Origin of the sequence: Glaciihabitans tibetensis (assembly GCF_003003265.1) — a bacterium.
Lineage (GTDB): Bacteria > Actinomycetota > Actinomycetes > Actinomycetales > Microbacteriaceae > Glaciihabitans > Glaciihabitans tibetensis.
Genome location: NZ_PVTL01000004.1, coordinates 56,689 through 81,074 on the forward strand (window position 1 = coordinate 56,689; position 24,386 = coordinate 81,074).

Below are 24,386 nucleotides of genomic sequence, written 5' to 3' on the forward strand. Positions count from 1 at the left end.
GCGCCGGCACGGGCCGTCGACGCGTTTCAGTCCCGGTTGATCTCCAGCCCTGGCCGGCGAGTGTACTTGTCCCGCAGGAAGGTGCCGTGGGCTTCGACCGACCGCAGGTCGGTCGAATACAGGGTCTTCTGGATGCGCAGGGCCTCCGCGTCGAGGATGCGCACCTGTTCGCCGAGTGCGTCCCAGGCCCGTACCTGCTCTGGCAACCAGGTTTTACGGAATTTGTGGCCCGGGAGGTTTCGATAGGCCTCCATAAGACCGGGAATGTAGTCGGTGATCATCGCCTCGACGGTGAACCTGTCGTCGATCGTCGTCATCAGCTGTGCCCATTTGGAGAGGATGTCATCGACCTTGGCGATGACCTCGGCCATCTCGGTCGAAACGCGGCGACCGAGGTGCCGCCGAAGGGAGGCAACCTGACGTCGGTCCTTCGCCAGCTCTTTGTACACGGCGACGCGATACTTGTCGGTGCGCGGATCGCCCTCGATCGCGCGCACGGTGCGCCGCGACGAGATGATTTCGAATCGGCTGGTGCGCGCCGTGCGACCGCCGACGATGTAGCCGCCGACCAGCAGGATCGACCAGCCGCCCCAGGGCCCGAACAGGGCGTCCCCCGCGACGGCCACGGCCCCAACGGCCGCGAGTCCGAGGGCCGAGAGGATCGTGCGGGTGCGAGACATGTCGGTGCGCCAATCCTTGTGGGTCGTGGCTGCGTCTTGTTTCCCTTATTCTCTCATCGCAGCCTGGGAACGGCGACTCGGGCCGCCCGACACAGGCCGACAGGGCGTTCAAACCGTGATCAGGTCCTGGAGCGCGGCGAAGGTCTTGTCGCCGATTCCGGTGATCTTGCGGAGATCCTCGATGCTGTTGAACCGGCCCTGAGCCTCCCGGTAGGCCGGGATGCGTTGGGCCATGCTCTACCGGTCACTCCCCCGCGCGATCGTCACGACCGTGAGACCTTTGCCGCTCTTTGGCGGTGTTCTGTTGCCGACAAGGGGCGCGTTTGGCCAGTCAAGAGACCAACCCTGCTTGTAAAGATTCCCGAACAATCGGCTGTATTCCGAAAGACGGCTGGGGTTACCGGTCGGCTGGGATCTGGGAGTGGACAGCGCGGACACGGAGAAAGTCGAGTTTCGCCGCGTCGGGACTGCTCTCCGTTGCGGAATAGACGACGAGTTTGATGTCGGAGTCGGGGACGGTAACTACGTCACAGTCCAGGGTGACGTCTCCAACGAGGGGGCTATGCACGGTTTTCACCATTGATTGGTGTGCGGCCGCGCGGCCTTCATTCCAGAGTGCTGCGAAGCGAGGGCTTTGCTCCCTGACCTGGGCGATGAACGTCTGGAAGTGCGTGTCGCCGGTGAGGATTGCTGCGCTGCGGCGGAGGTCGGCAACGAGGGCCCGTTCGAAGATGTCGGGGCCGCCGTGGGCGGTGGCGATGTCGGCGATGCTGTTCTCCACGAACGTCTGCACGATGAGGTTCTGGGACGGGTCGCTCAGCACAGACGGGGCACCGAAAAGGGCCCGCCAGAGCGGGGTGGAGTGCAGCAGAGTCCAGTCCGCAGCGAACACCGCGAGCGGGAGGTCGGACATTCGGGCGAGCATCCTCTGTACTCCCGACGGAATGTGGTGTGAGACGGTCCCTGCCCCGGGTGGCGCCAAACCTGCGGCACGGTAGAACATCTCGGTCTCGGTGCGGTCAAGCTGGAGGGCTCTGGCGAGGGCTGTCACGATCTGGGCTGACGGTGTGCGAGAGCGCCCTTGTTCGAGTCGCATCACGTAGTCGACGCTGACACCGGCGAGCTGAGCAAGTTCTTCCCGGCGGAGCCCCGCTGTCCGCCGCCGCCCGTAGGACTCCATCCCGACGTCCGCCGGAAGCAAGCGACCCCGCCAGGCGCGCAACAGGCCGGCGAGTGTATCGGCGTCGGATGGCATGCCCCTATTCTCCGCCACCCGGCAAATCTCAGCCTAGGAACACCTTTCCCATGCTGATGCCCGAGTCGGGGCGCCCCCATCGGTGGGTAGCACGATCCTTCTCTGGCTAGCCCGTCTGTCGACGCGCAGGCTGATACCCACAACCAACACAGGAGGAACACGCATGACTGCAACACCGAACGGATACGTCACCGTCATCTGGGAAACCAAAGCGAAGCCCGGGAAAGAAGCCAACCTCATGGCGTTCATCACCGCCGCCGTCACCCCGTCCCGAAATGACGCCGGAAACATCGACTACGAGGCCCACGAGGTTGACGGCCAGCCCGGCGCCTTCGTAATTTACGAGCGCTGGGAAACCCGAGAGCACCTCGACGCCCACTTGAGTGCACCACGCATGCAGGACCTCGTCCCGCAGATGCTCGACCTCATCGATGGATCCATCGAGGACGGCATCACACTCCTCCGCCCCTTTCGCCCCACGCACTGACACCAGAACAAGGAACAAGTCATGACCGTTACCCTCATCACCGGCGGCAACAAAGGCATCGGCTATGAAACCGCACGCCGCCTCATCGCAGAAGGACAGACCGTGTGGATCGGCGCCCGCGACCCCGAACGCGGCCGCCAGGCCGCCGCGACGCTCGGCGCATCGTTCGTGCAGCTTGACGTCACCAGCGATACCTCCGTCGCAGCGGCAGTCGACACCATTCGGGACCGGGCCGGCCGCCTCGACATCCTCATCAACAATGCCGGGATCCTTGGCGACGTCACCTCACCTGAAGACATGACAGTCGACCAGCTCCGCACCGTTTACGAGACGAACGTGTTCGGAGTCGTGCGCGTCACCAACGCCTTCCTGCCCATCCTCCGACAAGCGGCGACGCCGTCGGTCATCAACGTCACCAGCGGACTGGGATCATTCACCATGATTCACGACCCCGAGCGGGTCGAGTCGAAGTACCCGCTCGCTGCCTATGGGTCCTCGAAAACGGCGGTAACGATGTTGACCATGCAGTACGCCAAGACCGCCCCCGACGTGCGGTTCAACGCCGTTGACCCCGGCCAGACCGCAACCGAGTTCACCGGCAACCTAGGGCATAGCGTCGAAGACGGAGCAGCTGCGGCCGTCCACATCGCGACCCTCGGCCCCGATACTCCGACCGGAACGGTGACCGACCGCGAGGGGGTGCTGCCCTGGTAGCGACTTCGATACCCTATCGACGGCGGGGCGGTACAGCTAGCACCGGATACCGGTTCGCAGCCATGCGCGAACCAGGATGGGCGGCGCGCGGGTAGTTGATCGAATGGTTCTGCACGTACTCGGAGAGCCCGAGATCACCGAACTCGCGTCCGTGACCGCTCAGGCCGCGGCCACCCATGGGGGCACGCAACGACACTCCCGCCCGGTTCGCGCAGTTGATGAAGGTAAAGCCGACCCGCAGGCGGCGCGCCACGTCGCGGGCACGATCGGCATCCTTCGACCACACCGATGACGCCAGGCCGTGCTCGACGCTGTTTGCCCGTTCGATAGCTTCGTCGACGGTGTCGTAGGCGAGGATCGGGAGCACGGGACCGAATTGCTCGTCCCTCACAAGTTCGTGATCATCGTCGAGCCCGGTCACCAGCCGCGGGCGCATCCAGTGTCCGCCGGTCGGGAGGGCATCGTCGATCGAGCCGATTTCGATGACCGTGCCGCCCGCGCGTGCCGAGGAATCAACGAGCCGCTCGAGCCGCTCGCGGGCATCAGCGCTGATGACGGGACCCATCGTGACACCCTCTTCTCGTGGATCTCCGACCCGGAGCACCCGCTGTGCCGCTTGCACCAATTCGTTGACGAAGGCGTCGTGGTGGCTGCGCGGCACATAAACGCGCTTGATCGCCATGCAGACCTGGCCACTCGTGAGGAACGCGCCGAAAATGATGCGCTCGGCGAGTTCCTCTCCCCACTCGGCATCTTCCAGAATGATCGCCGCGTCGTTGCCGCCGAGCTCCATAACCGTGGGGCGGATGCTGCGAGCCGCAGCAGCGCCGATGGCACGAGCCGTCGCGGGACCACCCGTGAACGAGATCATGTCGACGCGCGGGTCACTCACGAGAGCGTCGCCCGCCTCGGGTCCCCCGTTGACGAGGTTGAGCACGCCGGCGGGCAGCCGCGCAGCAACATCAGAGAGGAAGCTGGTGACCGCGAGAGGCGCGAGCGGGGACGGCTTGAGTACCATGGTGTTGCCCGTCATCAACGCGGGAATCACCTTCAGCGCCGCGAGTATCACCGGGGCGTTCCACGGGGTGATCGCTGCGATAACACCCATCGGCTCCGCCACCCGAAGCAGCGTACCCTCCTCGTCCTCGGTCCAGTGCTCGGCGCAGATCGCCTCCGCCTGGTCGCCGCAGAACCGGGCGTATCGTTCGGCGAACGCGAACTCGCCGTCGGCCTCGCCCGCAGGCTTTCCCATCTCCGCGGCGATCAGCTGGCCGCTTTGCGCACCAACCGCGAGCACCTCGGCGATAGCAGTCTGGACCTGCTCAACTCGCGCACGCACCGGAACCTCCGCCCAGGCGGGAAGAGCGGAGCTTGCGGCGGCGATCGCCGCGCGCACTTGCTCAGCGGAAGCTGACGCGACGCTCCCCACGACGGTGACACCGTCGATCGGGCTGACACAGACAAGGCGGGCATCTCCAGGCGCGGACGTCGGATGACCATTGATAAACGAGTCGAGATCCATACGCCAAGCATGAGCGAGAGTCGCAACGATCGTATGCAATTTGTGTTACCGGCTCGTAAATTATCGGGTTGCGAAACACAATTGCATGCAAGCTGACTCCATGACAGACGAATCTATTCCCTTCCGGACGGCCATCGTGACGGGCGGCGCGCGCGGGCTTGGCCGCGTGATGGCGCTCGCTCTGCGCCGTGCCGGTTATGCCGTAACTATTACGGCGTCGGGCCCGTCCGCGCAGCTCGACGCAACCGTCGCAGAGAGCGCGACGCTCCCCGGCGGCGACGGCCTGCTCCTGCCCCTCATCGCCGACGTCAGCGATCCGGAGGAATCCACTCGCGTCGTGGCGGAGACCGTGGACAGATTCGGAGCGCTGCACGCGCTTATCAACAACGCGGGGCGAGGCATGCGCGTGGTATCGGAAACGTTCAACACGGTGCCCGTCCCATTTTGGGAAATTGCCGAAGAGAAGTGGGACCAGATTCTTGCGACGAACGTCAACGGACCCTTCTATATGACGAAAGCCGCGATGCCGCATTTCCTCGGCCAGGGCGAGGGCCGAATCATCAATGTGTCGACGAGCGCGCAAACCATGATCCGCACCGGCTATGCGCCCTACGGCGGAAGTAAGGCCGCGCTCGAAGCCATGACTCGCTCGTGGGCCGCTGACCTCAAGGGCTCGGGAATCACCGCGAACCTGCTGCTGCCCGGTGGCGCATCCGACACCGACCTTCTCCCGGCATCTCCGACGAAGCAGGGAGCGGATGGCAACCTCCTCGACCCGGAGATCATGGCCGCGCCCGCCGTGTGGCTGTGCTCGCCAGAAAGCGCACACATCAACGGCGCACGCATCATTGCGCGGTACTGGGACCCCGCGGCGCGGCCCGAGGATGCACTCGCTTCCGCATCCCAGGCCCACGTCGTTGGCGTCTAGCAGGAAAGAGAGCGGGTGCGGGAGCGGGAGCACAGCCTTGCGGCCTCGGTCTCGCACCAGTCCCGCGTGTCTAGCTGGTGAACGCCGCGAGGTACTTGAGCACCTCGTGCTCACCAACGACGTCCGCGTACTTCGCGTCGAGGTCGAAGAGCGCGGCGTCGTGCGGCTCCTGCCGGCGGTCACCGACTGCCTCGCGGACAACAAGGGGAATGAAGCCGTACTGGCACGCGTCGACGGCCGTCGCGCGCACGCAGCCCGAGGTCGACAGGCCCACCAGGATCACGCTGTCACACCCCAGCACCGTGAGGTCGGTCGAGAGGGACGTGCCGAAGAACGAACTGGCGTACTTCTTCGAGATGATCGGATCTTCGTCGCGCGGAGTAAGCGGAGCGGCAATGGCCCCGAGCGGGGAACCTGAGGCAAGCGTTTCGAGCCCGGTCACCTTGCGCGCGAAAACGCCGCCGCCGGTGGGACCCTTGGCCTGCTCGACCACGGTGTAGATGATCGGAATTCCGGCGGCCCGTGATGCCTCCAGGACACGGGTGGCAGATTCCAGCGGTTCCTCGACGCCTGCGTACAGGGGTGATCCCTTGACGAGGTAGGCGTCGACGAAATCGATAACGATGAGCGCGGGCTTTTTGCCGAATCCCAGGCGTCGGCCGAACCCGGACGCTGCATAGTCACTTGCGGCGGTCACCTGCGTGGTGTCTGTAGTCATGATGGAGTCCTTTCCAGCGGTGTGGCGGTTGGGTGGTGAAGCGTGATGGTCACACGAAAAGAGTGGTCACGCGAGACGAGTGATCAGGCGCGAAGAGTGATCAGGCGCGAAGCTGACGCGCGCTGCGGCGATCGGGATGGAAATACGCAGCAACCAAAGCCACAGAAGCAGCGACTGCCGCGATGATTGCGGCGGCGATCCAGCCCGTCGTGGATCCGAAGGAATCGAATACGAAGCCCATGGCGAATGGGCCCGCGGCGCTTCCGATGTAGGCGCCGGACTGGACGAGCCCGGTGGCCCGGGCCGCATTGCTGCCGGCGGCCTGGGACACGACGTAGTGCAACAAGCCGCTCCACCCCCAGCCCAGGCCGAAGGCGAGTACACAGCCGACGGCGAAGGTCCAGGGCAGAGCGATTGCCATGCCCGTGAGCCCGAGGGCGCCGCTCGCCATCATGAGGGCCACCGTCGCCATCGTTCCGCCGATGCCTCGGTCGGCGATCCACCCGACGAGTGGGCGGGAGATCAGGTTTCCGAGTGAGCCCAGGCTGAGGAGCATGCCGGCGACGGCCATCGAGAATCCGGCGTCGATCGCCGCCGAGACGGTGAAGGCGCCGATCACATTGGACTGAGCCGCACCGAGACCGCTTGCGGTCGAGGCGAGGACAAGAAAGAGGAGGAGATCCCTTGGGAGCTTTTCCGTAGTTTTGGCGCGCCGCGCTTTCCGCACAACAGACGGGATCGGCGGCACCTGCCAGGCCACAAAGGCAACAACAAACGCGGCCAGAGAGCCGGCGATCGCGAACGTCCATTGCCATCCCACGGTGAGACCCAGCGATGGAACGGCGAGACCCGCGAAGAATGTCGCCAGGGGTATGGCGCCCTGTTTTATCCCGTAGGCGAACGCTCGATTGCGCGCCGATACGGAGAGGCCGATGAGTTCGTTCGACGGTGGGTGCCCGAGCGCGTTAGCCGCGCCCGCGAGCGCTAGCCACACGAGCAGCCACTGCCAGGTCGGCGTGAGCCCCGCTATGGCGAGGAGCGAGAGGCCACCGAGGGCGGCGGCACCCGACATCCCCCACCGAGATCCGAAACGGGACGAGATGCGGCCGGCCAACGGGGAACACACCGCGGAGGCGGCCCAGTAGGCGGCGACGACTATTCCGAGCCTGGACTGGGTCAGCCCGGTTTCTTCGGCGAGTTGGACCGACAGACCGCCGACGAGGAACACGGGCAGAACCGTCGCGACCGTGGTGCCAATTCCCGCGAGCGTCGACATCCGACCGGGTCGACGCGTGCGCCATTCGGGCATGTTTTGCCGGGGATGTGCCCCGGTCGGCGTGCTCGTGGCGCGTTCGATGACGGGCCCATCGCTGGGCCCGGATTTCTTCGACATGGGGGCTAGTCGCCTGAGGGTGGGGTCGCGGGCACTTGCATCGCGGCGTTGCGCGCGGCGAGGATATGCGAGCGCATCGCCACCTCCGCCCATAGGGCATCGCCGGTCTGCAGGGCGGTCACGATGTCGCGGTGGTGATGGTTCGAACGGCTCCGGAACGTGCTGCCGTAGGTACGGAAGTTGCGAACCATCATGGGCGCCTGGCTGACGCTCCGCAGAAGAGTCTTCAGCTGAAGGCTGCCGGAGACGTCAACGATGTGGGCGTGAAACTCGCTGTTGAGCCGCCCGAGTTCGACGGTGTCTGCCTCCTCGGTCGCGGTAGTCAGCGGTTCCATGCGCTCGATGCGATCCGTGAGCAACGCGATGTCCGCGTCGACGATGCGCGGAGCGGCAAGGCCGGCCGCACGAGATTCCAGCGCTGCGCGCACGAAGTAGGTTTCAGCCATCTGCTCGGCCGTGTAGCCGATGACGGTGGCTCCCTTGTTCGGCTCGTAGTGGACGAGCCCCGTCTCCGCGAGGCGTTGGAGCGCCTCGCGGAGGGGGGTTCGGCTCAACCCAAACTCTTCGGCGAGGGCCTGCGCCCGCAGAACCGTATTGGGCGCATATTGCCCACTCATGATGCGCGAGCGCAGCTCCGCATAGGCGAGCTCACCGCCCGTCAATGTCTCGGGAAAGTTGGAGCGCACCGAGGTGTCTGTCATCGCACACTCGTCAGCATGGAGGCGGTCATCAGGAACTTGTGGCGCGCCACCTCGTCGCGTCCGAGCGCCTCCCACTCGGCACGCTTCGCCGCACGTCGCTCGTCGCTGTTGTCGCGGAGCGCGTTCCAGTTGCCCTCGGTCTCCTCGCCCACGTAGGTCTTCGCGATGGCTCGGCGGTTCTCGGCCCAGAGGTCGAGGTCGGTATCGGGCGACTCGCCCCGGTCGACGCGAGGGAGCACGTCGGCGAGCATAAGCCCGTCGTGGATGCCGCTGTTCATACCCATTCCTCCGAGCGGATTGTTTACGTGGGCGGCGTCACCGATCAGGAAAACATTTCCTTTTCTGAACGTGGCCGCTACCTTGCGGTGCACCTCGTACACGGTGACGTGGACTACAGGATATCCGTCGACGACCGGCACCACACGCCGAAGCTGCGACAGCACGTAGGCGGGGTCGGTTTGCTCCTCGACGCTCAACGCGGGGTCCGAGGGCAACAGCACGCGCCAGCCGCTCGGGTTGCGCAGCAGGACGTGCCAGTTCTCGGGATCAGCGACGTAGTTGACTACGGCGAGGTCGTCGAGGATGTCGTGCAGGGGCAGGCTGGTGGTGATGACGAGGTAGCGCTCGGGGTAGGTGTGCCCTGCGAATTCGATGTCGTAATGCTCACGCACGAGCGACTTTGAACCGTCCGCGGCGATGAGGTAGCGGCCGGATGCCGTCACGGCGCCGTTCTTGCCCGAGACGACATCCACCTCGAATCCTGCACCGGTCTCACGCACGTCTGTCACCTCGGCGTCGAGCATCGCGGTCACGTTCGGCTCGAGCGCGAGGGCTTCGAGGGCGGCCGCGGTGAGGCGGCTCTGCTCGACCTGCAGCCGGTAGGGGTAGCGGGTGTCGTTGTCGAGCACGGAGAAGTCGAGGTCCACGATCTTTCCGAGCTTCGCATCGCGGAACTGGTATGACCGGGCCAGAATGCCCTTTTCGATGAGCGGGTCGGTCAGACCGAGCTCGTCGAGCATCTCGAGTGTCGGCGGGTGGAACGTCGATGCGCGGTGGTCGAGCGTCGCCGCCTCCCGCTTCTCGAACAGGGCGACCTTCATGCCCCGCTTGGCGAGCTTGAGTGCGGTGGTTGTGCCGACGGGTCCCCCGCCGACCACGATGACGTCATAGTCAATTGCTTCAGTCATGATGATTCCTTTGAATTGCGAGCGAGTGTTGTGCGCGTGAATGAGTCGAACTAGAAATTGCGGAAGAGGGTGCCGAAGCCGCCGACGGTGTCGTCGAAGCCCGCCTGGCGCAGGGTGTGCCAGACGGTGGCGGTGTTGATCGCGACGACCGGCTTGCCGAGCCAGCTCTCGGCCTCGTCGGCCATACGAATGAACGACAGGTTGGTGCCCACCTGAACGATCGCTTCCGTCTCCGGGGTGTCGATCTCCTCGAGCACCTTGACGAGGTCTCTCGGCGTGACCTCGGCGATGGAGGTGGCGGTGGGGCAGCGGAGCCCGGTGACGCTGACGACGTCGAATCCGGCTTCGGTGAAGTAGCGATCGACCCATTCGTCGGCGACCGGCTGGTACGGAGAGAAGACGGAGATCTTTTTGACCCCGATCGCCTCGAGGGCGGCCCGGCAGGCGGAGGCGCCCGTGGTCACCGGCATACCGCCGACCTGGTCGCTGACCTCTTTCTGGAAGAGCGTGTTGCCTTCCACTCCCCCGCTGAAGGTCGGTGCCGACATCCCCATCATCATCAGGTCTGGCTTGGCGGTCATCACATCGCGCAGCGCGATCGACATCGATGCGCGAAGCTGCGTCTGCAGATTCACAAACGAGTCGTGGTCGCCCATGGCTTGGTTCTCAACGTACATACGACCGCAGTGAAACGTGATCCCGTGGGGTGCGAGCGCGTTGACGTCGTGTTCGACGACCGTGTTTGTCGAGGGGACGATGACGCCGATTTTGGCGCGGTATCCGGTCACGTCTGGCATGGCACTCTCTTTCTGGTGTTCGTTCTGGCGTTCTGTGGCGCGCTTCTTGGGGCGTTTTTGGGGCGTTCTTTGTGGTGGATGTCGGGGGCCTAGGTGACGGCGAGCTCGACACCGGACATACCGGCGCCCTGCCTCGTGTGGCCGCTGGTCGCGTTGTACATGTGGCAGGCGACGCTTCGCTCCCCGACGGGGGTGTCGGCCGGGCGGTCTGTGGTGCACACCTCCTGGGCGAAGGCGCACCTCGCGGCAAAGGGACAGCCCGCGTGACCCGTCGTCGGGCCGATCTCGGGCGCGGGGCGCACTATCTTTGCCCGCGCTGTGCGGCGCGCTCGCTGCTCGACCGGGTCAGTCACCGGAGCGGCGGCATGCAGTGCCGCCGTATAGGGATGGAGCGGCCGGCTGTACACATCGGCCGACGCCCCCTGTTCCATAACCCGACCCCGGTAGAGCACCAGGGTGCGGTCGGAGATGTACCGCACAACGTCGAGGTCGTGCGCGATAAAGATGTAGGCAAGACCGCGGTCGGCGGCGAGCTTCGAGAGAAGGTTCAGAATCTGCGCCTGGGTTGACAGGTCGAGTGCGCTCACGGCCTCGTCGCAGATGACGAGCTTCGGTTCCATGATCAGCGCCCGGGCGATGCCGATGCGCTGCCGCTGGCCACCCGAGAACTGGCTCGGGTACCGGTCGGCGGCCTCGCGCGGCAGACCGACGGCCTCGAGCATGTCGCGCACTCGTGCATCTGCCTGGGCGTCGGATACGCGGGACAGCGCCTGCAGCGGTTCCGCGAGCGTTTGCCCAATCGTGCGGAACGGGTTGAGGGAGCTGTACGGGTCTTGAAAAACGACCTGGAGACGACTTGCGAGGTCGCGCCGGTTGCGCAGCTTCGAGTGGGCGCCGAGGTCGCTTCCATCAAAGTGGATGTCACCGTCCGACGGGGTCTCGAGACCGAGGATGCAGCGCCCGATCGTGGACTTACCCGATCCGGACTCCCCCACCACACCCACGATCTCGCCGGGGGCAACCGTGAAGCTCACGTCGTCGACCGCGTGAACCGTGTTGCGACGGTTCTTGGGGTTTTTGAAACGCATCTGGAGATGGTCGACCTGAAGCAGCGGCTCAATAGTCATGCGATGTTCCTCTCCTCGGTGCGGTTTCTGCTCTGCGCGAGCACTTCGTCAACGCGGATGCACCGCGAGAGTCCGCCGTGCTGCGCGAGGATCGGCACGGGTGCTGACCGGCAGGCGTCGGTGGCAAAGGCACAGCGCGGGGCGAACCGGCATCCCTCGGGCCAGTCGCGCGGTGCCGGCACTGCGCCGGGGATCGCGTCGAGCGGCAGGCCGGGGATGGCGTGGGACGGCATCGACGCGAGCAGGGCACGGGTGTACGGGTGGGTCGGTGTCGTGAGGAGCGTGTCGACCGCGCCCTGTTCGATCACCTGGCCCGCGTACATCACCACGGCCCGGTCGCAGAGGTCGGCGATGACGCCGAGGTCGTGGGTGACGATGATGACCGCGAGTCCCAGATCCTTCCTCAGACTGCGGAGGAGGTCGAGAATTTCGGCCTGCACGGTCACGTCGAGTGCGGTGGTCGGCTCGTCGGCGACGAGTACATCGGGTTCCCCCGTGAGGGCCAGCGCGATCGCGGCGCGCTGGGCCATTCCTCCGGAAACCTGGAAGGTGTAGCTCGCGGCGGCCTGCGCGGGGTCAGGCATTCCAACGAGGCGCAGCAGCTCGAGGGCTCGATCGTTCAGCTCGCGGCCCTTGCGGCCGGTGTGGTGTGCGATCGATTCACGCAGCTGGGCGCCGATCGTGAAGGTGGGGTCGAGAGCAACCATCGGTTCCTGGGACACCAGGGCGATTGTGGTTCCGCGTACCTTGCGCAGCTCACGGTTGCTGAGCCCAACGACATCCGTACCGTTAATAGTCACCTGACCGCCGGTGATCTTGCCGCCGGGCGCAATAAGACCAAGCAACGCTTTGGCGGTGACTGACTTGCCACAGCCGGACTCTCCGACGATGCCGAGCGCTTCTCCGGGCATAACGTCGAACGAGACGTTCTGCACGACTGCGAAGGTGCTGTTGCGGTCCGTGAACGACACGGTGAGGTCGCGCACACTGACGACGGCTTTCGGATCTGCGGGCACCAGTTCGCTCATCGCGACGGGCTGTTCGGCGACGGGCAGCGGCTTCATCCAGGGCAGGCGCACCCCGGCGAGTACGCCGCCGGGACGGTCGCTGGCGAGCGCATCCCCCAGCACGTTGAAGGAGAGGATCGACAGGATCATGATGGCGCCGGTGGGCACAAGCAGCCACGGGTGCAGGTAGATGAGGTCGCTTGCCTCGTCGATCATGCCGCCCCAGCTGGGCGCGGGCGGCGGAGTGCCGAGACCGAGGAAGCCGAGGCCGGCCTGAATGAGAAGGGCCGCGCCGGCGGTGATGGACAGCTGCACCAGCAACGGGCCACGGATGTTCGGAAAGACGTGACGCACGAGGATGCTGCCCGACGTGATGCCCGCAACGCTGGCCGCGTCGACGTAGAGTTCTCGTCGCACCTGCAGGGTCATGGCGCGGGCGAGGCGGATGAACCCCTCGCACATCGCCACACCGAGGGCGACCATCGCGACCGTGTTGTTGTTACCGAAGGCGCCGATCACCGCCATCAGGATGACGATGGTGGGCAGTGCCTGAAACACGTCTGCGAATCGCGACACCACGGTGTCGACCCAGCCGCGAAAGTATCCGCCGAGCATTCCGAGGGGGATGCCGATGGTCATAGCAACGACGGCCGCGAGGAGGGCTCCGCCGAGGGTTGATCCGCCGCCGTGAATGAGGCGCGAGTAGATGTCTCGACCGAATCCGTCGGTTCCCAGCCAGTGCGCCGCGCTCGGCAGTTCGCGAGCCCGCGCCAGATCTTGGGTGAGCGGGTCGATGGGTGCGACCACGTCCGCGAAAATGACCGCGAACGTGAGCAGGGCAAGGAATACGAGCGCGACGACGGCGCCCGGACGGCGGACGAGTCGAGTGAGGGCGTTGTCACTGCGGCGAGCGCGGGTCATGCGAGCCTGGCCTTCGGGTTGAGGACGCCGTACAGGATGTCGATGAGCAAATTCATCAGGAGGATGACGACGCTCAACGCGACGACAACGCCGAGGATCATGGGCATATCGCCGACATTGACCGACGCGACCACGAGGCTGCCGACGCCCGGGAGCGCGAAAACTTGCTCGATCAGCACGGCGCCACCAAAGAGCGCGACGAACTGAAGGCCGATTACGGTCAACACGGGAATGGACGCGTTGCGGAGCCCGTGGATCCAGATGACCCGCCATTCGGGGAGGCCGGTTGCGCGGAGGGTCTGCATGTAGTCCTTCGCCTGCACGTCCATCATCGCGACGCGTGCCTGGCGGACGACCGCGGCGGTGGCGGCTAGTCCGATCGCGAGCAACGGCAGGGTTGCGCTGCGCAGAAAGTCCAGGGGGTTTTCCGCAATGGGGGTCCATCCGGAGGCGGGGAGAAGTTTGAGGTTCACCGCGAACACGAGCACCAGCAGGACGGCGAGCCAGAAGTTCGGTATGGCCTGAACGACTCCGGCGCTGCCCCGAATAGCGGAGTCGACCCATCCGCCGCGGGTTGCGGCGACCACCCCGAGGACAACACCCAGAACGGTGGTCAGGATGATGCCGCCGATGGACAGCGTGAGAGTGACGGGCATGCGGTCGAGCACCTGGGTGACTACCGGCTGCCGACTGACGTAGGAGGTACCGAGATCGCCTTGGAGGAGACCGGTGATAAAGGAGAAGTACCGGAACAGAGCGGGGTCGTTCAGACCCATCTCTTCGCGGAGCGCGTCTCGAGCCTCACGGGTAGCGTCGGGCCCGAGGATGGCGGACGTAACGTCGTTCGGCATCAGCGCCACAAGGAAAAACGCCAGCGTGACGACGATAAAAACCATCAGTACAGTGATGCCAAGGCGGCGGAGAATGTAGAGGGTCACCGGTGCTCCTTTCTGCGGTCGGTATCTGCGGTCGGTATCTGGTGTTGGTGCGGGATCCCGCGGCACGGAGGCGGGCAGCTAGGTTGCCGCCCGCCCCCGGGGTTAGAACTACTCGCCGGCCGGACGCCATTCGAACGGCAGCGGGTAGGTCTGGCCCGCGGCGAACGAGACGCCGTCGAGCTTGTCGTCGTTCCACGCGGTGTGCGTGTGATAGAACGCCACGGGGGCGAACCAGGCGTTTTCGACGACCCACTCGTTGACGGCCTGCCACTTCGTAGCGGCTGCGTCTTCTTCCAACTCGCCCGCTGCATCCTGGATCAGAGCAGTTAGGGCCGGGTCTACCGTTTCGAACGGGTTGAGCTGCGCGTTGGGGGCGAGCATGTTGCTCATGTTGACGTAGGAGTTCGTTCCGCCGTTCTGCTGGCCCTGTGCTGCGCCGTACTCCTGGTTGGTCATCGCGTCGAAGTAGTCGTTGGTGCGGTCTTCTACCGTCGCGTTGATGCCGATGGCCTCGAGGTACGGAAGTGCCGCCTCAAGACGCTGGATCTCGCCGAACATGCTGCGAGCGAGGATCGGCAGGTCGAAACCATCCGGGTAGCCGGCCTCGGCGAGCAGTTCCATCGCCCTTTCGGGGTCGTACTCGTAGTAGTCGTCGAGGGACTCTTCGTACGCGGTGGTGTAGATACCGAAGACGGCCGAGCTGGGCCGCTGGTACTCGCTCCACAACGCCGTGCCGACAGCTTCGCGGTCGATCGCGTAGTTGATCGCCTGGCGAACACGCACGTCGGCGAGGGCGGGGACAACTGCGCCGGCCCGGTCGAACAGCCAGATTCCGCCGACATTCGACTCGCTGCTGAGGGCGGCGAAGCCCTGGGCTTCGGCCGTCTCGCGCTGGCTCCACTGAGCCGAGATGAGGTCGACGTCACCGGCGAGGAGCGCGTTGAGCTGTGCGGTCAGGTCAGTGATGACCGTGAAGTTCAGCTCGTCTACCGCCACGTCGAGGGGGCCCGAGTACTCGGGGTTGCGGATGTAGTGGTACTCGGAGTCTTCGGCGTAGCTGTCGAGAACCCATGGTCCCGACCCGTACGTGTCGGTCAGCAGCAGGTCGGGATCGTCGATCGCTGCCTGGCTCACCATCATTCCGACGCTGAGTGAGAACGCCTGCGGCAGCGACTGGTCTGCCGTGTTCAGCGTCAGAGACAAGGAGTCTTCGTCGACCACGGTGATGGTGTCAATCGAGTTGAGGCGCGCCTGGTAGGTGCCGGGCGTCGTTCGGTAGCGCTCGAGGTTGGCTGCGACGAGCTCGGCGTCAAGACCCGATCCGTCTTCGAAGACGACATCCGTACGAATGTCCATGGTCATTTCGGTGGGTGTTGTGTACTCCCACGCTGTGGCGATGCCGGGGAGCAGGTTCCCCTCGTCGTCGTACATCACGAGAGTCTCGTAGGCCGCCGCGGCGTAGTCGTACGCGGCTCCGTTCATGTACATCACCGGGTCGAAGGTCGGCGCGCCTTCCAACGAGGCTGCTGTCACCTCGAACGAGCCGTCAGTGCTCGAGGCGTTGGTGGTTCCTGAGCAGGAGGTAAGCACGAGGGTAGCGACGCCGAAGATGGCGACGCCCGTCGTGACGCGGAGCTTCCGAGAACGCATGTGCGTCCTTTCCATAACGTGGGTGCGGTGTTGTGCGGGGAAGGGATCTGAGAGGGACGTTAGCCCGGTTTGCATGCAATTCGGGTCGAAAGGCCCTTTATTTCACACTCTGGAAACAAAACTGCATGCAACGAAACATGGGGGTAACAGGGCTCGACGAAGCTAGAAGTCACGTTACGGAGCGCGCTCGGCGTTTCTCACCGTCACGAAGGAGCCCCATGGTCCTCGCTACAGCGGCAGTCATCACCGAGCACGGAGCCGATTTCGTGCTCACCCCGGTCGAGGTACCCGACCCCGGCCCGTTCGACGTTCGCGTGCGAATTCGCGCTGTCGGGATTTGCCACACCGACATCGCCGTGGCCGGCGGCCATCGGGCAGTACCCACGCCCATCGTGCTCGGCCACGAGGGTGCGGGGATCGTCGAGGCGGTCGGCGCCGCCGTGACGTCGGTCGCGGTGGGTCATCGCGTGGCGCTGTCGTTCGCCTCCTGCGGCGCCTGCGCGGCCTGCGACTCGGGGCACCCGGCGCTGTGCGCAAGTTCGCTCGCGCTGAACTTCGGTGCGCAACCGCAGCCAGGAACGCCAGCGCTCCGTTCACCGGACGGATCGGCCCTGTACGGGTCGTTCTTCGGTCAATCGTCCTTCGCCACCCACGCGCTCGTGCGGGCGGATGCGGTTGCGCGCATACCCGACGACTTCCCTTTCGAGCTCGCAGCGCCGCTCGGATGCAGCGTTCAGACGGGCGCCGGCGCGGTCTGGCGCAACACCGACATCCGTCCGGGTGACACCATCGTCGTGAACGGAGTTGGTGCCGTCGGGCTGTCCGCGGTGATGGCCGCGGTCGTCAGCGGCGCCGAGCACATCATCGCGGTCGACATTACTGAAAGTCGGCTCGAGGTGGCACGCGGAGTCGGGGCGACCCGAGTGGTCGACGGCCGAACGGAGGACCTCCGCGACGTCGTGCGCAGGCTCGCGCCGGCCGGGGCCGATGCCGTCATCGACACGACGGGTGCACCGAGCGTCATCGAACGTTCCCTCGAGGCCCTGCGCCTCGGCGGCACGCTCGCGATGATCGCGAGCGGACGTGGCGACGATTCCGTACCTCTGTCACGACTCGTCGGCAAACGCGTGGTCGGGGTACTGGAAGGGGACTCGGTTCCCTCGCACTCGATCCCCCAGCTCATCGCCCTGCATCGATCCGGTCGTTTCCCCCTCGAGAAGCTCGTGACCACGTACCCCTTCGATGCCATCTCGACAGCGATCGCCGACATGAAGACGGGCAAGGCGGTCAAGCCCGTGCTCGTGATGCCCGACTAACCCCCGACCAGACGCCAGACCAGACGAAGGAGAATTGCATGCAACCGATCCTGCGCCAGGGCGACACCGAGATCTACCGCATCGAGGAGTACCGCATCCCGATGCTCCCCGTCACCGAAATGTTCCTCGACACCGATCGCCTTCGCCCCCAGATTGCCGAGCTCGGACCCCTCGACTACGACCCGTCATCCGATCAGCTGGTGATGTCGTCGAGTAGCTATTTGGTGCGGCGGGGCCAGACGGTCATCCTGTTCGACACCGGCGTCGGCAACGACAAGCCGCGGGCCCGCAGCATCTGGAACCAGCTCTCCACCACCTGGCTCGACGAACTCTCCGCGATCGTCGATCCCGCAGACGTCGACTTCGTGGTCAGCACGCACCTGCACTGTGACCACGTGGGCTGGAACACCGTCATGAATGAGGAGGGCGAGTGGGTACCGACGTTCCCGAACGCCCGCTACCTGTTTAACGAGCTCGACCGAGAGTTCATCACCAGCGACGCCGCGACCGTCATGCTCGAGCGCAACGGCGACTTTCGCGCAGACTCGATCACCCCGGTCTTCGACGCGGGCGTGGCCGACATTGTGCCGCTCCCCTACGAGATTTGCCCCGGAGTTGAGCTCGTGCACGCCCCCGGCGACACTCCAGGACACATGATTGCCCGCATCAGTGATCCCGAATCGTCGACGCCACTCGCCCTCATCACCGGCGACGCTCTTCACCACGTGCTCCAGGTTCCGTTCCCCTGGCTCACGTCAAGCTTCTGCTCACTCAGGCAAGTCGCGGAAGACACCCGGCGGAGCGTGCTCGCGGAATGCGCGGACACCGGCATCCCGATGCTCGCCGGCCACGTCGCCTCGCACGACCTGCTGTACATCGAGCGGACGCCCGACGGCCAGTTCCGTGTGGCCGCCCCCGACATCCCGATCCAACCAGGCGAAACACCCTAAGACCTTCAAATTCATCGAAGGCGGATGCCACGGCGCCCGTCATCGCTCTTGGCTCTACACGAGTCGTTCGAACACGAGTGTCGCTTGGATACGATCGCCGCCGCCGAAGCCCTTGCTTCCCGACGCCGCGGTCGTGATTGTGTGGAGACGGTAGCCGAGCGCGGCCTGCGCGTTGATCGCGTTCTCCAACTCCACGAGATTGCCGGAGCCGGTGCCCATGAACTTTTCCTTGAGCACGATCTGGAGTACTACGTAGTTCATACCGTTTGCCATTATTGCCTCGCGTTTCTTCTCACACGCCCTTGTGGCGCTAGCTGACTATTACAAACGCTTGAACATCGTCTGCAGTATCGGCGGGCTTCGCGTCCCCAGACCCGCGAGTACTCACGGCTTCAATATGCCCCCCTGCGGGTCCCCCAATAGACGGCTTAGATGCCGCACCAGTGCATTGACGTCAGTAAAATAGGAAGAAATCGTTCCCAAGGTGATACCTGAGTCCTGACCGTGGGCGATCAAGTTGCGTACGCTTGCGACGCTGGCCAACGATGCCAGCTCCTCGGGTCGCTCCGTAGATAGTTCAGCCCACCACGCCGCATCGAGCGCCTCCACAATCCGCTGCAGCTTCGTAGCATCGAGCCCCCAAATCTGCTTCAGTTGGGCCGAAACATAGCGATGAACTCTTTCAGAAGATTGCAGCCGAGCGTACTCCGAGATGAGTTCCTTGACTGATTGTTCGGCGAACCCAGCAACCAGCACGCACAAATATTTTGCGTAATGGGCCAGCACCTCCGAAGGGAGATCAAGTCCATCAAGGCTGCGAAATGCCGCCGCCAACCTTTTGTGGCGACGGTCCACCTCTGCCAGGCCGCGCATTATCGGACGGAAGCGAATGCAGCTTCCGCCTCTGATATGCGGGTCGTAACAGAGTCCTCAGCGGCGGTCGAACTAGTTGTCGCAATTCGGTAGGTCGTTTTTGCGATAAGCACGTCGTATGCCGCCGCCAGCGAAGGTGGATCTGTTATCGGGCCAACGAGAAGACGCCGCATGAGGCCCACTGAAAGGGAGTCAACGACAGCAGCGTTTACGGGCCGCACCGGTCGAAACGCACGTGGCCCGACATTCGCCGACAGTAGCGTCATGGCCTGGCTAAATAGGTTCCCAAGCGCGGTCGTCGCGTCTAGTTTTACATGCTGGTTGAGTTCTAGATAATCGTTGAGGTATCCCTTTAGTGGCCTCGCGTAAGGGACAGTATTTTCCAACAAGGCAAGGCTTCGAAGAATCAGTTCTTGATCCTTAAGGCGAGGAGACTTCGCACCATAGAGAGCTCGCCACCCGAGGTCGTCATTGAGCTTGCTTAGCCCACTCAGGAATGGTCCGGGAAAAAGTGCCACCCGTATCTCTTGAGGCTGAAGAGGGCTGCCTCCAGTGTTCAGCCTCTCAAAGATTGAATACACGGCACTCTGAGAGCCGGCGGCCGTCTCTTGCCGAAGTACCGTCGCGTGGATGATGCTGTCGTCCAGACGTCGCCGATCCTCGGGATCGAGCTCGGCGTACGACTGGCCGGCAAAAGGCTTCTGCACCTGTCTCAACTTGTACCTCTGGTCGCCCCAGTAACCCGAGTAAAAGTACTGGAGCGAACGGAGTCGCTGTTGTCCGTCGAGGACTAGCAGACGATTCTTTTTATCTCGGACAAGAAAGATGCCGGGTACCGGAAGACCAAGCAGCAGGCTTTCGATGAACTTATCCATCTGCGGACGCGACCATACGAATCCCCGCTGGAACGCTCCAACGTCCTCCGATTCGGTGTATGCGGGATCAAACGATGGGATGACGATGTCATTTGCGTCCATGCGCTTTATGAGGCCGTCAACGGGATAATCCGCTCCATAAGAAGTTATGTCATAAGCGGCGGTGAGGACCTCCTCGAGCTGATCGACGTCAACCACATCTTCGTCTGGTTGAGCTATCTGGTCATCGCTCGATGGTTCCGAAAGCGCGCTGTCGTCGGTCATGCTGTCTCCCAATCTGGAGTGTATTTCTTTTGGTAGATCGTAGCGGCGGTCAACCCGACGATTTTGTTTGAATGAGCAATGCAACTTGGGAGCCGGCAGGTCAGTCGAGGTCAAAGTAATCGAAGGCGCGCAGCGCGGGGGCTCCGGCGGCAGCTGCCATCATCCGCTTCCGTCTCGGGGCAAGACTCTTGCGGTCGAGATACTGAACCTGTTTCGTCAAATCGCAATCGAGGTCAACAAACAGTCCCTTCACACACCGATGCGCAATTCGGTCCGCTCTCCGGGGTCAGGACGGAGGTTCGCGAGCCCAAGACATTCGTTCAAACAAGTTCTCCGGTCGGGACCTCGTGCAAGTAGGAGATGGGCGTTAGTGAATTCTTCATGATGTCCCACGGGGACACGACGGAGAGGTGCCCACCCGATGCGGTCGAATCATAACCTCGGCGGACGAGTTGTATCTTGCTCACAACTATCAGCATGTTGTGCGGATATACGTCTCGATGAAGTGCAACCTCGTTCTTGGTCAGAATCACATTCGAGCCTGCGGTTGTGGTCCCCTTCACCTCGACCCAGAGCGTTTTTTCGCCATTGACGGCGTGTATGTCATAGGACGAAGTGTCTCCGACGTCTTCCACCTCAAACCCCAGCGTGATCAGGTAGTTGAGTGCCAGATGCATTGCTTGCGTCTCGATTGCCTTTCGCTCTGCCGAGCTCGGATTGAAACCGTGCGCAATCACAACCGATTCCCCATCAACGCCATCCATGCGCATTGGCACGTCCGGCGTCACCCCTCCTTCGATCCCGTCCGCCTTCATCGGTGCGGTCGTTCTAGCCCATCGTCCATCGACATCTAGGCCCGCCGGACGTTCGCCGTTAGTTCCGGCGGACAAGTTAAATAGCCAAAGGACAGACTTCCAACTCACAATCGCGATCGCGTCGTCCGCATTGGCAATTGCCCGGAGAGAGCTGAATCTCATCCGACGATCTCCACGTGCGGTTCTATAAAACTTTGCATCCGCTGCGACGGTGACTCCACCGTCAACAACGAGCACTACGCGCACAAGTACGGGCGTCGCATGGGACTCCCGGTCGTAATCGATGATTCCGGCGCGCAGCAGCATCTGTCTCACCGGGATCGTCGCGTCATGGATCTGCTTGTCGAAACCAGTGAGAGTGGGAGAAAACACTGCTACTAACCCACCCACAGCTTCCAAGTTGTTAAGCCGGGCGGCCTCCGCCAACGTCAATGCTCTGATGTGCGCACACTCCGAATTCTCGATCAACGAGAACCCCGGCCATGCAGCCGATATCTCCGTCACCATCGCAACCACCTAGGGTTAGGTGATCAAGACTCAGCTTACGGCTAATTTAACGAAATATTCCCATGCTCACACCTGACCGATTTGCGTCGTGCGGCTCATCTTGTAGCGGGCTGGCCAGCCAGTCCAGACCGGATTCCCTAGCAGCTAGAGGAAATATTCCTTGGACGGCGGGAAGAGTAGCGGCAGGCTCCCATGCTTCAACTTGAAGAGGGGGCCCCGTTCCGCAGCAGCCCCGTTCTTCTCCCTGACCAAATGATCAAGCGTGATGTCACGGCTCTTGATCAGGGGAACCAGCTGCTCGACGATCGGATCAGCGGTGTGCTCCACTTTCGTGAAGTGAAACTGTTCATTGGAACCGCTTCGACGCGATTCGGCCGTCACCCAGAAAGTCTCCGCATGCTTCGCAAGCAACGCTCCTTCGAGCGCTGCAACTTCCCAAGATATGACCTCGCTGGCTTGAAGACGAGTGGAGCGTTCCCTGACGACGAGTTCGTCGAGCGCGACATCTAAGAAAAGAGTTTGCGGGTTAGGCCGGTCGTAAGCCACCGTGCAATAGAGCTGAAGTCGCCCTTCTCTGACGTAACCGAACTGATCGAGCACCTCACGAGAGCTTTTGAGCGCGCTGATTTCCCAATTCGGTACGCGGGCAAAGAGGTTGTGGCGGTTTCCGCGGCCGCCGCGCGCGGCTTTGATTTCAATGCCTTTGTAGTCGGGTGACTTGCTTGAATTTGCGGCGATTCCGAGCTCGGCCTCCAGCAACATGCCTACAGTCGTATCCGCGCTTCCGATTCCTTCGATGAATCCCTTCGACGAAATAGCCGACAGCGCTGAGAGCAACTCATCCACAACGCTGAACTTCCGGCGCCTGAAAGGGGCCAAGAACTCACTCAATGCCCCCGAGGTCTCGGAATACCTCAGCAGGTCCACGCGGGTCAGATTGAAAATTACGAGCTGATCGCCGTCGTTTGCGACAGCCAGAATGTCACCTGCATCTGCCCAATTGCTGAGTCTCGAAAACCAGACTCGAGGATCACCCGCCTTCGTGACCGGTCGATACAGCGACGCGTTCGCCCGGACAAAATTGTTGCCGTCCGTCAGGAGGATCGCAGGAACAATTCTCTTCGAGGTTGGCCCCTGGGGCTGCAAATCGAAGTCATGTACTCCGGCCAGAAGCAAGAAACGTCGGAAGTCTGACACCGCGTCGATAATGCTCTTGCGCAACGCGATCGCCGTCGGCTCCAGTAAACCGAACTCGACACCAGCCTCTGTTAGTACCGATAGGCGAGCAATCTCAAGCTGACTCAGCAACCTCACTTATGTCCCCCACGGTTTGTTCAATCATCTGTCCCACGGCGAATGCCAAAAACGGCGAGACTGCGTTTCCTACCTGCGAGTATTGCGGAACCTCGAATCTGCGTCGCAACGAACCCGTCGTTTCCTTCCCTCGAAACTCAAAGTCGTCCGGAAATCCCTGAAACCGGGCCATCTCACGCACCGTGAAAATACGCGGCTCACTTGGGTGCACGTAGTCATCGGGCAAAGTCACAACCGTCCGGGCCGGCTCATTCCACTTAAGCGCCTTCTGGGTGTGCTTCTTCGTGCGAAGCCGCTGCATGAGCACAAGCATCTCGTCGGCGTTGTGAGCCAAAACCGTACCGTCGGGCGAGGTCGCCGGAAAGTTGGCTGCGGAAATGTCTTCGAGCGCCCGGGCTTCGAGCAGCGAATTACCGGAGGAGAGCTGGGACAGGAGTCGAGGTGGTAGTCCATTCGCGCTCAGCCACTGATAAACGCGAAATCTAGATTGAGTATTGTCGGAGTGTTTCCTTGGCTGCTGGTTCGCGATGGGGTCAACCGATTTCGCGCTCCGCGGTAGACCCCAGACTCGACGCGACTTGGTCACTTTTCGGAACGCGGCTGCTCGCGCGTTGTGGGGCGCGGGTAGTACATGCTGGAGATCGCCGATCGCGTCCGCGATTGTCGGCGAGCTATGCCTCGCGACCGTCGGAATGGGAGCAAGGGCCGGTATGTCGTGCATGTCAATCTCGTCAACAAACCCCGACCTCCAAAGCGCGTTTGACGAGGCAACTCCGAGGTTGGACGCTACATCGGATCTGAGGCCGATGATCATGAGACGGGGGCGGTTCTGCGGTGCCCCGTAGTGAAGTGCGTTGACCGCTACACCTTGAACTATGTAGCCGCGGCCTGTGTCACGCAGAGCCTGCTGAAGCTGCACGAAAGGAGCATCCTCGTCGTTCGCGAACTTGTGATTCATCCCGACAACGTTCTCAATCACGACCATCCGTGGAGACGTTCGATTTACAAATTCGAGGTACTCCCAAGGAAGCGTATTCCTGACGTCATGGGGGTTACGGCGCCCGGCGAGCGAAAACCCCTGACACGGGGGTCCACCAACTACGACGTCAACACCTGCGTCTAATATTCGTGCCATGGCGGCTGGACTGTCGAGGACATCGCGCAATGGGGTTACTGCAACCGTCGATTCGACCTGCTCTTCTACTGACCGTGCAAGATAAGCCCGCCAGCTCGAATCGTCGATAGTCTCATCCACGAAGTTCGCGTAAAAAGTGTAGGCCGCCATGTCGGACTTTTCGACGGCCAGCTGAAGGTGACCACCGGCTCGTTCGATGCCTAGCGAGAGTCCACCGCACCCGGAAAATAGATCGACGTAGTTGTACAAAATTCCTCTTCTTGGTTCAGCCAACGGTCATTACGGCGCCGGCCCACAGTCGAGAGTATCGTC

Annotated in this window: 24 protein-coding genes; 5 read left to right on the plus strand and 19 right to left on the minus strand. The window is 63.1% G+C overall.

Going from position 1 to position 24,386, the window contains the following annotated elements; translation table 11 throughout:
* Nucleotides 1–26: 26 nt before the first annotated feature.
* From B0I08_RS08355 to B0I08_RS08365, 3 genes are all read right to left on the minus strand, one after another.
* Nucleotides 27–680 carry a hypothetical protein gene (locus B0I08_RS08355; protein ID WP_106211759.1) on the minus strand — a complete coding sequence of 218 codons (654 nt, stop codon included), beginning with the start codon at nt 678–680 and terminating at the stop codon, nt 27–29.
* A gap of 108 nt (nt 681–788) precedes the next feature.
* Nucleotides 789–914 carry a ComEA family DNA-binding protein gene (locus B0I08_RS08360; protein WP_106211761.1) on the minus strand — a complete coding sequence of 42 codons (126 nt, stop codon included), beginning with the start codon at nt 912–914 and terminating at the stop codon, nt 789–791.
* A gap of 163 nt (nt 915–1,077) precedes the next feature.
* Nucleotides 1,078–1,935, minus strand: a complete 858-nt coding sequence (locus tag B0I08_RS08365) for a helix-turn-helix transcriptional regulator (RefSeq protein WP_106211763.1) — start codon at nt 1,933–1,935, stop codon at nt 1,078–1,080.
* A 163-nt stretch (nt 1,936–2,098) separates the two neighbouring features.
* Between B0I08_RS08365 and B0I08_RS08370 the strand changes: the two genes are divergently transcribed.
* The gene (locus B0I08_RS08370) at nt 2,099–2,422 is read left to right on the plus strand and encodes a putative quinol monooxygenase (protein WP_106211765.1); all 324 of its coding nucleotides are present in this window, start codon (nt 2,099–2,101) and stop codon (nt 2,420–2,422) included.
* Nucleotides 2,423–2,443: 21 nt separating this feature from the next.
* Entirely contained in the window at nt 2,444–3,136 is a 693-nt protein-coding gene (locus tag B0I08_RS08375) for an SDR family NAD(P)-dependent oxidoreductase (RefSeq protein WP_106211767.1), read from the plus strand.
* 13 nt (nt 3,137–3,149) lie between these two features.
* On the opposite strand, the gene B0I08_RS08380 is transcribed toward B0I08_RS08375, so the two are convergent.
* Nucleotides 3,150–4,658, minus strand: a complete 1,509-nt coding sequence (locus tag B0I08_RS08380) for an aldehyde dehydrogenase family protein (RefSeq protein WP_106211769.1) — start codon at nt 4,656–4,658, stop codon at nt 3,150–3,152.
* Between the two features lie 100 nt (nt 4,659–4,758).
* Here B0I08_RS08380 and B0I08_RS08385 point away from each other — a divergent pair, with 100 nt between their 5' ends.
* The gene (locus B0I08_RS08385; protein WP_106212274.1) at nt 4,759–5,586 is read left to right on the plus strand and encodes an SDR family NAD(P)-dependent oxidoreductase; all 828 of its coding nucleotides are present in this window, start codon (nt 4,759–4,761) and stop codon (nt 5,584–5,586) included.
* A gap of 70 nt (nt 5,587–5,656) precedes the next feature.
* On the opposite strand, the gene B0I08_RS08390 is transcribed toward B0I08_RS08385, so the two are convergent.
* The 9 genes from B0I08_RS08390 to B0I08_RS08430 form a co-directional block, all read right to left on the minus strand.
* The gene (locus tag B0I08_RS08390; RefSeq protein WP_106211771.1) at nt 5,657–6,304 is read right to left on the minus strand and encodes an isochorismatase family protein; all 648 of its coding nucleotides are present in this window, start codon (nt 6,302–6,304) and stop codon (nt 5,657–5,659) included.
* Between the two features lie 100 nt (nt 6,305–6,404).
* On the minus strand, nt 6,405–7,697 hold the full coding sequence (locus B0I08_RS08395) for an MFS transporter (RefSeq protein WP_181243341.1): 1,293 nt from the start codon (nt 7,695–7,697) through the stop codon (nt 6,405–6,407).
* Between the two features lie 5 nt (nt 7,698–7,702).
* Entirely contained in the window at nt 7,703–8,398 is a 696-nt protein-coding gene (locus B0I08_RS08400) for a GntR family transcriptional regulator (protein ID WP_106211775.1), read from the minus strand.
* A complete protein-coding gene (locus tag B0I08_RS08405) occupies nt 8,395–9,585 on the minus strand; it encodes an FAD-dependent oxidoreductase (protein ID WP_106211777.1) in 1,191 nt (396 codons plus the stop codon). Before B0I08_RS08405 ends, B0I08_RS08400 begins: the two co-directional genes overlap by 4 nt.
* Before the next feature lie 50 nt (nt 9,586–9,635).
* Nucleotides 9,636–10,382 (minus strand): maleate cis-trans isomerase family protein, encoded by a 747-nt coding sequence (locus B0I08_RS08410; protein ID WP_106211779.1) that lies wholly within the window; start codon nt 10,380–10,382, stop codon nt 9,636–9,638.
* Nucleotides 10,383–10,471: 89 nt separating this feature from the next.
* The gene (locus B0I08_RS08415) at nt 10,472–11,509 is read right to left on the minus strand and encodes an ABC transporter ATP-binding protein (protein WP_106211781.1); all 1,038 of its coding nucleotides are present in this window, start codon (nt 11,507–11,509) and stop codon (nt 10,472–10,474) included.
* A complete protein-coding gene (locus B0I08_RS08420; RefSeq protein ID WP_106211782.1) occupies nt 11,506–13,437 on the minus strand; it encodes a dipeptide/oligopeptide/nickel ABC transporter permease/ATP-binding protein in 1,932 nt (643 codons plus the stop codon). Before B0I08_RS08420 ends, B0I08_RS08415 begins: the two co-directional genes overlap by 4 nt.
* On the minus strand, nt 13,434–14,375 hold the full coding sequence (locus tag B0I08_RS08425; RefSeq protein WP_106211784.1) for an ABC transporter permease: 942 nt from the start codon (nt 14,373–14,375) through the stop codon (nt 13,434–13,436). Before B0I08_RS08425 ends, B0I08_RS08420 begins: the two co-directional genes overlap by 4 nt.
* A 108-nt stretch (nt 14,376–14,483) precedes the next feature.
* Nucleotides 14,484–16,025, minus strand: a complete 1,542-nt coding sequence (locus B0I08_RS08430; protein WP_181243343.1) for an ABC transporter substrate-binding protein — start codon at nt 16,023–16,025, stop codon at nt 14,484–14,486.
* 218 nt (nt 16,026–16,243) lie between these two features.
* Between B0I08_RS08430 and B0I08_RS08435 the strand changes: the two genes are divergently transcribed.
* Entirely contained in the window at nt 16,244–17,341 is a 1,098-nt protein-coding gene (locus tag B0I08_RS08435) for an NAD(P)-dependent alcohol dehydrogenase (protein ID WP_181243345.1), read from the plus strand.
* 38 nt (nt 17,342–17,379) lie between these two features.
* Nucleotides 17,380–18,291: an MBL fold metallo-hydrolase gene (locus B0I08_RS08440; RefSeq protein ID WP_106211790.1), complete on the plus strand. Its 912-nt coding sequence runs from the start codon at nt 17,380–17,382 to the stop codon at nt 18,289–18,291.
* Between the two features lie 54 nt (nt 18,292–18,345).
* On the opposite strand, the gene B0I08_RS08445 is transcribed toward B0I08_RS08440, so the two are convergent.
* From B0I08_RS08445 to B0I08_RS08470, 6 genes are all read right to left on the minus strand, one after another.
* Nucleotides 18,346–18,552 carry a DUF4177 domain-containing protein gene (locus tag B0I08_RS08445; protein WP_106212276.1) on the minus strand — a complete coding sequence of 69 codons (207 nt, stop codon included), beginning with the start codon at nt 18,550–18,552 and terminating at the stop codon, nt 18,346–18,348.
* A 123-nt stretch (nt 18,553–18,675) separates the two neighbouring features.
* Nucleotides 18,676–19,164, minus strand: coding sequence for a HEPN domain-containing protein (locus B0I08_RS08450; RefSeq protein WP_106211792.1), 489 nt, complete (start codon nt 19,162–19,164; stop codon nt 18,676–18,678).
* Nucleotides 19,164–20,303 carry a DUF262 domain-containing protein gene (locus tag B0I08_RS08455; protein ID WP_106211794.1) on the minus strand — a complete coding sequence of 380 codons (1,140 nt, stop codon included), beginning with the start codon at nt 20,301–20,303 and terminating at the stop codon, nt 19,164–19,166. Before B0I08_RS08455 ends, B0I08_RS08450 begins: the two co-directional genes overlap by 1 nt.
* Before the next feature lie 320 nt (nt 20,304–20,623).
* On the minus strand, nt 20,624–21,625 hold the full coding sequence (locus tag B0I08_RS08460) for a protein NO VEIN domain-containing protein (RefSeq protein WP_106211796.1): 1,002 nt from the start codon (nt 21,623–21,625) through the stop codon (nt 20,624–20,626).
* A gap of 144 nt (nt 21,626–21,769) precedes the next feature.
* Nucleotides 21,770–22,939 carry an MvaI/BcnI family restriction endonuclease gene (locus tag B0I08_RS08465; RefSeq protein ID WP_106211798.1) on the minus strand — a complete coding sequence of 390 codons (1,170 nt, stop codon included), beginning with the start codon at nt 22,937–22,939 and terminating at the stop codon, nt 21,770–21,772.
* Nucleotides 22,917–24,323 (minus strand): DNA cytosine methyltransferase, encoded by a 1,407-nt coding sequence (locus B0I08_RS08470; protein ID WP_106211800.1) that lies wholly within the window; start codon nt 24,321–24,323, stop codon nt 22,917–22,919. Before B0I08_RS08470 ends, B0I08_RS08465 begins: the two co-directional genes overlap by 23 nt.
* Between the last annotated feature and the right edge of the window lie 63 nt (nt 24,324–24,386).

Coding starts and splice junctions, on each gene's coding strand:
- B0I08_RS08355 (WP_106211759.1), bottom strand. CDS start 680: ATGTCTCGCACCCGCACGATCCTCTCGGCCCTCGGACTCGCGGCCGTT.
- B0I08_RS08360 (WP_106211761.1), bottom strand. CDS start 914: ATGGCCCAACGCATCCCGGCCTACCGGGAGGCTCAGGGCCGGTTCAAC.
- B0I08_RS08365 (WP_106211763.1), bottom strand. CDS start 1,935: ATGCCATCCGACGCCGATACACTCGCCGGCCTGTTGCGCGCCTGGCGG.
- B0I08_RS08370 (WP_106211765.1), top strand. CDS start 2,099: ATGACTGCAACACCGAACGGATACGTCACCGTCATCTGGGAAACCAAA.
- B0I08_RS08375 (WP_106211767.1), top strand. CDS start 2,444: ATGACCGTTACCCTCATCACCGGCGGCAACAAAGGCATCGGCTATGAA.
- B0I08_RS08380 (WP_106211769.1), bottom strand. CDS start 4,658: ATGGATCTCGACTCGTTTATCAATGGTCATCCGACGTCCGCGCCTGGA.
- B0I08_RS08385 (WP_106212274.1), top strand. CDS start 4,759: ATGACAGACGAATCTATTCCCTTCCGGACGGCCATCGTGACGGGCGGC.
- B0I08_RS08390 (WP_106211771.1), bottom strand. CDS start 6,304: ATGACTACAGACACCACGCAGGTGACCGCCGCAAGTGACTATGCAGCG.
- B0I08_RS08395 (WP_181243341.1), bottom strand. CDS start 7,697: ATGTCGAAGAAATCCGGGCCCAGCGATGGGCCCGTCATCGAACGCGCC.
- B0I08_RS08400 (WP_106211775.1), bottom strand. CDS start 8,398: ATGACAGACACCTCGGTGCGCTCCAACTTTCCCGAGACATTGACGGGC.
- B0I08_RS08405 (WP_106211777.1), bottom strand. CDS start 9,585: ATGACTGAAGCAATTGACTATGACGTCATCGTGGTCGGCGGGGGACCC.
- B0I08_RS08410 (WP_106211779.1), bottom strand. CDS start 10,382: ATGCCAGACGTGACCGGATACCGCGCCAAAATCGGCGTCATCGTCCCC.
- B0I08_RS08415 (WP_106211781.1), bottom strand. CDS start 11,509: ATGACTATTGAGCCGCTGCTTCAGGTCGACCATCTCCAGATGCGTTTC.
- B0I08_RS08420 (WP_106211782.1), bottom strand. CDS start 13,437: ATGACCCGCGCTCGCCGCAGTGACAACGCCCTCACTCGACTCGTCCGC.
- B0I08_RS08430 (WP_181243343.1), bottom strand. CDS start 16,025: ATGCGTTCTCGGAAGCTCCGCGTCACGACGGGCGTCGCCATCTTCGGC.
- B0I08_RS08435 (WP_181243345.1), top strand. CDS start 16,244: ATGGTCCTCGCTACAGCGGCAGTCATCACCGAGCACGGAGCCGATTTC.
- B0I08_RS08440 (WP_106211790.1), top strand. CDS start 17,380: ATGCAACCGATCCTGCGCCAGGGCGACACCGAGATCTACCGCATCGAG.
- B0I08_RS08445 (WP_106212276.1), bottom strand. CDS start 18,552: ATGAACTACGTAGTACTCCAGATCGTGCTCAAGGAAAAGTTCATGGGC.
- B0I08_RS08450 (WP_106211792.1), bottom strand. CDS start 19,164: ATGCGCGGCCTGGCAGAGGTGGACCGTCGCCACAAAAGGTTGGCGGCG.
- B0I08_RS08455 (WP_106211794.1), bottom strand. CDS start 20,303: ATGACCGACGACAGCGCGCTTTCGGAACCATCGAGCGATGACCAGATA.
- B0I08_RS08460 (WP_106211796.1), bottom strand. CDS start 21,625: ATGGTGACGGAGATATCGGCTGCATGGCCGGGGTTCTCGTTGATCGAG.